We start from the raw sequence: 6,076 nt of genomic DNA, 5'->3' as shown, positions 1-6,076 counted from the left end.
AAGGTTTACCAATCCCTCCTATGCATTTCAGATTTTAAAAAGCGTCTGAGCCGCGTCTTCTTTAGTGATGTCTTTTTCTTCGACTGCCTGCATTTTAATTTTCATGGTAGTGAAACAGACTGCCGTCGATGACGGCAGTCTGTTTGGGTTTTACTTAATGACTTCCTGGGCTTTATATTCATCTTCTAACTTCACGTATATTTCGTAAGTTCGTGTCCGATCTGTGGAGAACTTTGTCCCTCCTGGCAATTTCATTTCGATAGGTGATTTAACCGTGAAGCAAATGTTTGCTGTTTGCAATTGACCGACAAAAAATTAATTCTCATAGTTTAGGGCTATATGGATCAGGGTACGTGTCGCCACAGCCATAGAATTGAATGCTTTGCTCAAAGAGCTTTTAATATACGGCAATTACAAATTAATCCTATCAATTGGGCTAATGAAATAGGAAAATCACTTCAAATACTTAAATAAACTTATACATTACTTTAATATACTTATATTTTATGATAAACTTACTTATAAGAGGTGATAATGATGTATCAAGAAGAACGACTACTGAAAATACTCGACTATATTAATGAACACCATGCGATGAGTGTAATGGATATCTGCTCACTTCTAGATGTATCTAGGGATACAGCTCGAAGAGATATTGTTAAATTAGTACAAGAAGGGGTCGTTATTCGTACACACGGAGGCGTCGCTTTACCTCAATTGAAGAAGGAAATTGCCACCTATCAGGAACGTTTAATTGACGAAACAGACAGTAAAAGTAAAATTGGGAAAATAGCAGCTAAACTAGTTCAAGATCGGGAAACAGTCATTTTAGACGTATCAACTACGGTACAGTCTGTAGCCGAACAAATTTCAGCTAAAAATATTACAGCTGTCACACATTCCATAGACATTGTAGGGATTCTCTCAGGACGGGAAGATCTGCAAGTATATGTGCTAGGCGGCTATTTACATACCAAAAATCGGTTATTATATGGACCTTCCGTCATTGATAAGCTAAGAGAATTAAGAGCTGATAAGGCATTTATCGGAGCTACATCTATACAAGCTGATGGGCTTTACTTTCCTTACGAAGATGATGTTTCTGTAAAAAAAGAGATGGCCCGCAGATCGGATCAGGTAATCGTCGTTGCTGATTTCACGAAGTTTACAAGCAAATCGGTTTATCGTTTAGATTTCGATTTTGTGGATATTTTGATTACCGATCAAGAGGTGCCTAACGAAATAAGAGAAGTACTCCTTAATAAAAATATAGCGATTATTCAATGTGAAGAGAAAGACAAATACGAGGAGGATAACAAAGATGAGTCTTAAAATTTTGCACAACGTAAACGTGATTCAACCAGACGATCTTGTTCTACCTGCCACACTTTGGATAAGAAACGGAATTATTGAAAAGCTAGAAAGTGGTCTTTCTTCTCTTCCGGAGGGCGAATATGAACTTCTGGATGGCCAAGGACATTTATTGATACCTGGTATGATCGATGTGCATATCCACGGTGCTAACGGGTTCGATATGATGGATGGCAGTGTGGCGAGTATTCAGGAGGTTTCGCGTGCTTGTGCTGAAACGGGTTGCACTTCGTTTCTGGTTACCTCCGTTAGCTCTACAATTGAAGAACTACTAGCCATGATTCGTAGTGTGAAACGTGTAATCGGGCATGAAGTCGGGGCCAAAATTGCCGGGCTTCATCTAGAGGGTCCTTACCTGAATCCGAAGCGTAAAGGTATGCAAAATGAACGGTTTTTACGACATCCGAATCTTACTGAAATGAAAGAAATTTTTAACGAAGCAGATGGACTGATTAAGATGGTTACAATAGCCCCAGAATTACCTGGCGGGATGGAGCTCATCTCTTTTCTGAAAGAAAATGGCGTCATAATCGCCGTTGCGCATTCAGATGCCACATACGAGGAAGCAAAGCAAGCCTTTGAAGCCGGAGCGAGTCACGTTACGCATTGTTTCAATGGCATGCGTCCGATTCATCATCGTGATCCCGGTCTGGTTGTGGCCGCTTTTGAAGAAGAACATGTAAGCCTCCAAGCGATTGTAGATGGTATTCATTTGCATCCTGCGATCGTTAGAATGATGCATCGTCTGAAAGGACCAGATGGCATGGTACTTATCACAGATGCTTTGCAAGCCATGGGACTAGGTGATGGGAATTATGTATTCGGTGGACATCATGTTACGGTTTCCGACGGTGTAGCTCGACTAGAGGATGGGACTTTAGCCTCCAGTACGGTTACGATGAATGAGGCACTTCGTCTAACCGTAGAATCCGGCATTTCTTTAAAAGACGCGGTTCAAATGGCTTCAACCACACCTGCACGAATATTAAGCCTTGATAGCCTAGGCAGAATCTCCACGGGCTTTGAGGCTGATCTTGTCTTGTTAAATAAACAATTCCAAGTGCAATGGACAATGATTAAGGGTCATATCATCTAATGTTGTTGTACTTATTCAGTTCACTATTTTCCACTATTGTCTCACCTTAACGTCAACTTATTTCTCATCCGTTACTTTCTGCCTACTTAATGCTCGTAAGTGTACGATGTTATGAAGCAATTACCTTTCAAGTCCTCTTTACCCCATTCCCGACAAAAAAACATCGTCAGAAATTCCTGACGATGTTTTTAATAATTTGTTTATTTACACAGTCGACTTGGTTTCATATTTTCGAGTGATATTTCTTGTTTTTCCAGTAGTCAAAATACCGGAGATCCTACGGTTGTGTTATTGTGAGATCCGTACCGCCAAATTCAACATTTACATTGCCAGATTTAATTGTTGATCCGGTCCAGTTAAGCAGTGCATAATTATTTGCTTTCAGGGCTTCAATGATCCTATTATCCGTTCCGCCGCCTTTTCCACTTAAAAAATACATTTTCTGCAGAACTGTACTATTCAAAGTTTCCTTCAGCGTGCTGGTAGCATCTGTCAAATCGGCAGAAGTCGGGTTCGTTATATCGTGGTTATCATAATAAGTATTCACGATGTCATTATAGCTGTTCGTAACAATCGCATACTTAGGATTGATCGTGCTAGCGATGGAGTCCGGCATGAGACTAAAATAGAATCCATGATGCGCAACCTGATAAACGCTTATATTTCCCACGATTTCCTCTATTTTTTTGCCAACTTCATAAGAATAATTTTGATTGCTATTCTCACCTACGTCAGCGCCCAAGTATGTTCTGAAATTCGTTCCAGTACTTGTTGTACACTTCAACAACAAAGTTGCTGCGTTCAAGTTCTCATCCCATTTATTTGATGACAATTGTTCTATGATAGACTCGTGATTCCAGTCGTTTCCATTAAACCATGTCATTGTAAATTTACCAAATGTAATAGTATCATATAGGCCAACGGATACATAGCTGCCTTGGGCATTTTTAGTAAACTTCTCAATTTTGGCCTTGAATTTGTTAGCAGATAACCCTCTAAGCTCCGATAAGGATCCAACATCATTGTCGAAGGCTTCATAAGGCTTTATTTTACCGATCGGCATGTTTTTAGCTTTCGCTGCAGCTATGATAGTATCAGCTCTAGTGCCAATACTAGATTCACCGGAATAACTTGAAGCGGGATCTGCTACGTCCTTGATATAAAGTGTAGTGTTTGCATCCGCAAAACTAGCAATTGCAGCTTCGGCACCGCCTGCATGATCCCCATGCATATGTGAGAAGGCGATAAAAGACAATTTTGTCGATCCAAGTACGGAGGTTAAGTATGGCGCTACATAAGTTGTGTAATCACCACTCGTTCCCGTGTCAACCAATCCATAGCTTGCCGTAGTACCGCTAATTGTTTTGATCAGGGTAGCATTTCCTTTTTCACCAAGGTTGATAAAATAAACGCCAGCTTCAGCAGGAGCAGCTGCAAATGATGTTACATTTGACATCAGCAAACCTATACAAAATAGTACAACCACTGCAATTTTCATTGTCAATTTTGTTTTCATCAAAATACTCTCCTCTATACTAGATTAACTAAAAATTATCAGATAAGTGTCTGACACAATCGTACAGCAAATACTCCGACTTCTCGCCGTTATGAATAATCGTAGTTACAGACGTATTGCGCAATTCGTTACCCGTTGACTCGTCCTTCATTAATTCCTTAAAGGTTTGCCCAAGGAAGTAACCGTGAGTGACGACAAGCACCTTCCGGCCAGCATACCGCAAAGCAATATCCCGAACAAAGTCGATTCCACGCGCACGCATTGACTCATGGGTTTCCTGGCCCATATCGAGCTCGTTCCAGTTCTCTCCCCATCGTGCAACCCGTTCCTCTTGAGTAGTATCGGCGATTTTTCCTCTATCCATTTCACGCAGCCGCACATCGAATGAGTCAACCGGCTTGCCGATTGCGGCAGAAATAATTTCCGCTGTTTCTCGGGCTCTTCTTAAATCACTTGAGATGAACACATCCCACTGCTCTTCAGAGAGCCGTTTGGCAACTAAAGCTGCCTGCGCTCTCCCCGTCTCATTCAGTGGATTTTGGGTATGGCCCTGTGCTCTCTTCTCCATATTGTGATCGGTAATGCCGTGTCTGACGAAAGTAATCGTGGTCATCGTCTTTCCTCTCCCTCAGATCTCTTTATTTCCTTACATGTCCTTCGGTAGGGCCGAAGCAAGGATCGAAGCCACCGTCACCGTCTCTCCCTTTTCCGGAAAATACGCATTAATTCCTCTCGTATTTTGCGACCTTGGATGGCGGCTATGCAGTGTAATAACCGCTTTAGGAGCTATACGCTCGATCATATCGGCGATAGCTTCGGGATGCGCGTGGCCACCGTTGCACAACGAATGGCCGGTAATTCCGAAAGTTTTCAAATATTTCGCCACATCAGCATGATTGAGTTTAACGCTATAATCGGATTGAATGAAATGCGAATACCCCTGTAAATCACCGAGCGTTTCCAATTCAATCATATGGGCAAGATCGGGAAATTTATAAAAGTAGACATATTGGTTTTTCCGCTCGGCCATTTCCTCCAAAGAAATCGTCTTGTAAGGTACCTGCATTCTGTCCGTTACTGTCGCGTCGACGATTTGAATATCCGAGTCAAGCGCGGGGTGCCCTTCCAGAATGCGCAGGCCCTCTCGATTTGCTCGATGCCAGATGACGGCATGGGAAGCCTCCATGACAACTTTTCGCCCTTTCTCTACGGCAATGGCAATCATGTCGGCCATTCGCTCCAGATCCCGTGGCGACATTTGCAGGTAAATGAGTCCTCCCGCTTCATCCACAATATCGGCATACCGGGACAACAGCTCGACTTCCGTCATTTGGTTGGGCAGATCAGCAGACGGGTCCGCTGTAAGACGCGTTCCTTCCGTGATTAGCAGGTCGATCCGCTTGTCACGGCAGAGCTCGATAAACCGGTCGATTCGCTCCGGATGCTTGCCTTGTCTCCGCCAATCTCCCGTATACGCGATTTTGTGGTCACCGCTGTCTATAATAATACCCGCCGACCCTGTAGCATTATGGTCCATCTCGACGATCTGCAACGTAAATTCACCGAAATCGACAACGCTCAAATCGTCGCACACCGTAATACGTGCCGCAGTATCCGGCGTATGGCCTCCCTCAACCATTCCCCGGTATAGGGAATGAGTATCGTGATTCATATATACGGCAACATCCGGGTTGGCATAAGGAAGTACAGCCATATGATCCGTGTGCATATGTCCGATAAACAAGCGAATCTCCTCATAATGGGGAAAATCTCTGTCTCCCCAAGAATGGCGTACCTTCGCCATATCCAATGTTTGCATATGCTGCGGGTCGTAAAGCTCAGGAACCGGGGCGGTCATTCCGCCAAGCAAGAACTGCCGCAGTTCACGGCCAGGCGTTGCTCCTACAGGCTCGTACAGCGTCAGCTGTTTGGGGAACAGCAAGCTGCTGTGCTCAACACCGAAATCGAACAAAACAGCCCGTTCACCTTTTCCGTAAAGAACCTGTACGCCTCCCGATTCACCAACCCCGCCAAAAAAAGTTAATTGACCATTGTGCATTACGCTCGACTCCCATTCGCTGGATTACTTTGCC

5 protein-coding genes are annotated in these 6,076 nt (G+C 43.4%); 2 read left to right on the top strand and 3 right to left on the bottom strand.

Features of this window, described 5'->3' with window-relative positions; translation table 11 throughout:
- Positions 1 to 537 precede the first annotated feature (537 nt).
- Positions 538 to 1,332 carry a DeoR/GlpR family DNA-binding transcription regulator gene (locus tag AC58UW_RS26355; protein ID WP_497423529.1) on the top strand — a complete coding sequence of 265 codons (795 nt, stop codon included), beginning with the start codon at positions 538 to 540 and terminating at the stop codon, positions 1,330 to 1,332.
- Positions 1,322 to 2,467, top strand: coding sequence for an N-acetylglucosamine-6-phosphate deacetylase (gene nagA / locus AC58UW_RS26350; RefSeq protein ID WP_497423528.1), 1,146 nt, complete (start codon positions 1,322 to 1,324; stop codon positions 2,465 to 2,467). Before AC58UW_RS26355 ends, nagA begins: the two co-directional genes overlap by 11 nt.
- A gap of 277 nt (positions 2,468 to 2,744) precedes the next feature.
- Here the strand turns inward: nagA and AC58UW_RS26345 are convergent, their stop codons facing one another.
- From AC58UW_RS26345 to AC58UW_RS26335, 3 genes are read right to left on the bottom strand one after another with little or no spacing between them, the layout of a single operon-like run.
- Positions 2,745 to 3,983: a ComEC/Rec2 family competence protein gene (locus tag AC58UW_RS26345; protein ID WP_497423527.1), complete on the bottom strand. Its 1,239-nt coding sequence runs from the start codon at positions 3,981 to 3,983 to the stop codon at positions 2,745 to 2,747.
- A gap of 28 nt (positions 3,984 to 4,011) precedes the next feature.
- Positions 4,012 to 4,596, bottom strand: a complete 585-nt coding sequence (locus AC58UW_RS26340; RefSeq protein WP_497423526.1) for a histidine phosphatase family protein — start codon at positions 4,594 to 4,596, stop codon at positions 4,012 to 4,014.
- A gap of 33 nt (positions 4,597 to 4,629) precedes the next feature.
- Positions 4,630 to 6,042, bottom strand: coding sequence for an MBL fold metallo-hydrolase (locus AC58UW_RS26335; RefSeq protein ID WP_497423525.1), 1,413 nt, complete (start codon positions 6,040 to 6,042; stop codon positions 4,630 to 4,632).
- Positions 6,043 to 6,076 lie beyond the last annotated feature (34 nt).

Source organism: Paenibacillus sp. J22R160, assembly GCF_059692135.1.
Note: the sequence above shows the minus strand (reverse complement) of the source record. Positions and strands in the feature narration are given on the sequence as shown.

What these genes read in the sequence shown, in the direction of transcription:
- AC58UW_RS26355 (WP_497423529.1), top strand. Translation starts at nt 538, where the DNA reads ATGTATCAAGAAGAACGACTACTGAAAATACTCGACTATATTAATGAA.
- nagA (WP_497423528.1), top strand. Translation starts at nt 1,322, where the DNA reads ATGAGTCTTAAAATTTTGCACAACGTAAACGTGATTCAACCAGACGAT.
- AC58UW_RS26345 (WP_497423527.1), bottom strand. Translation starts at nt 3,983, where the DNA reads ATGAAAACAAAATTGACAATGAAAATTGCAGTGGTTGTACTATTTTGT.
- AC58UW_RS26340 (WP_497423526.1), bottom strand. Translation starts at nt 4,596, where the DNA reads ATGACCACGATTACTTTCGTCAGACACGGCATTACCGATCACAATATG.
- AC58UW_RS26335 (WP_497423525.1), bottom strand. Translation starts at nt 6,042, where the DNA reads ATGCACAATGGTCAATTAACTTTTTTTGGCGGGGTTGGTGAATCGGGA.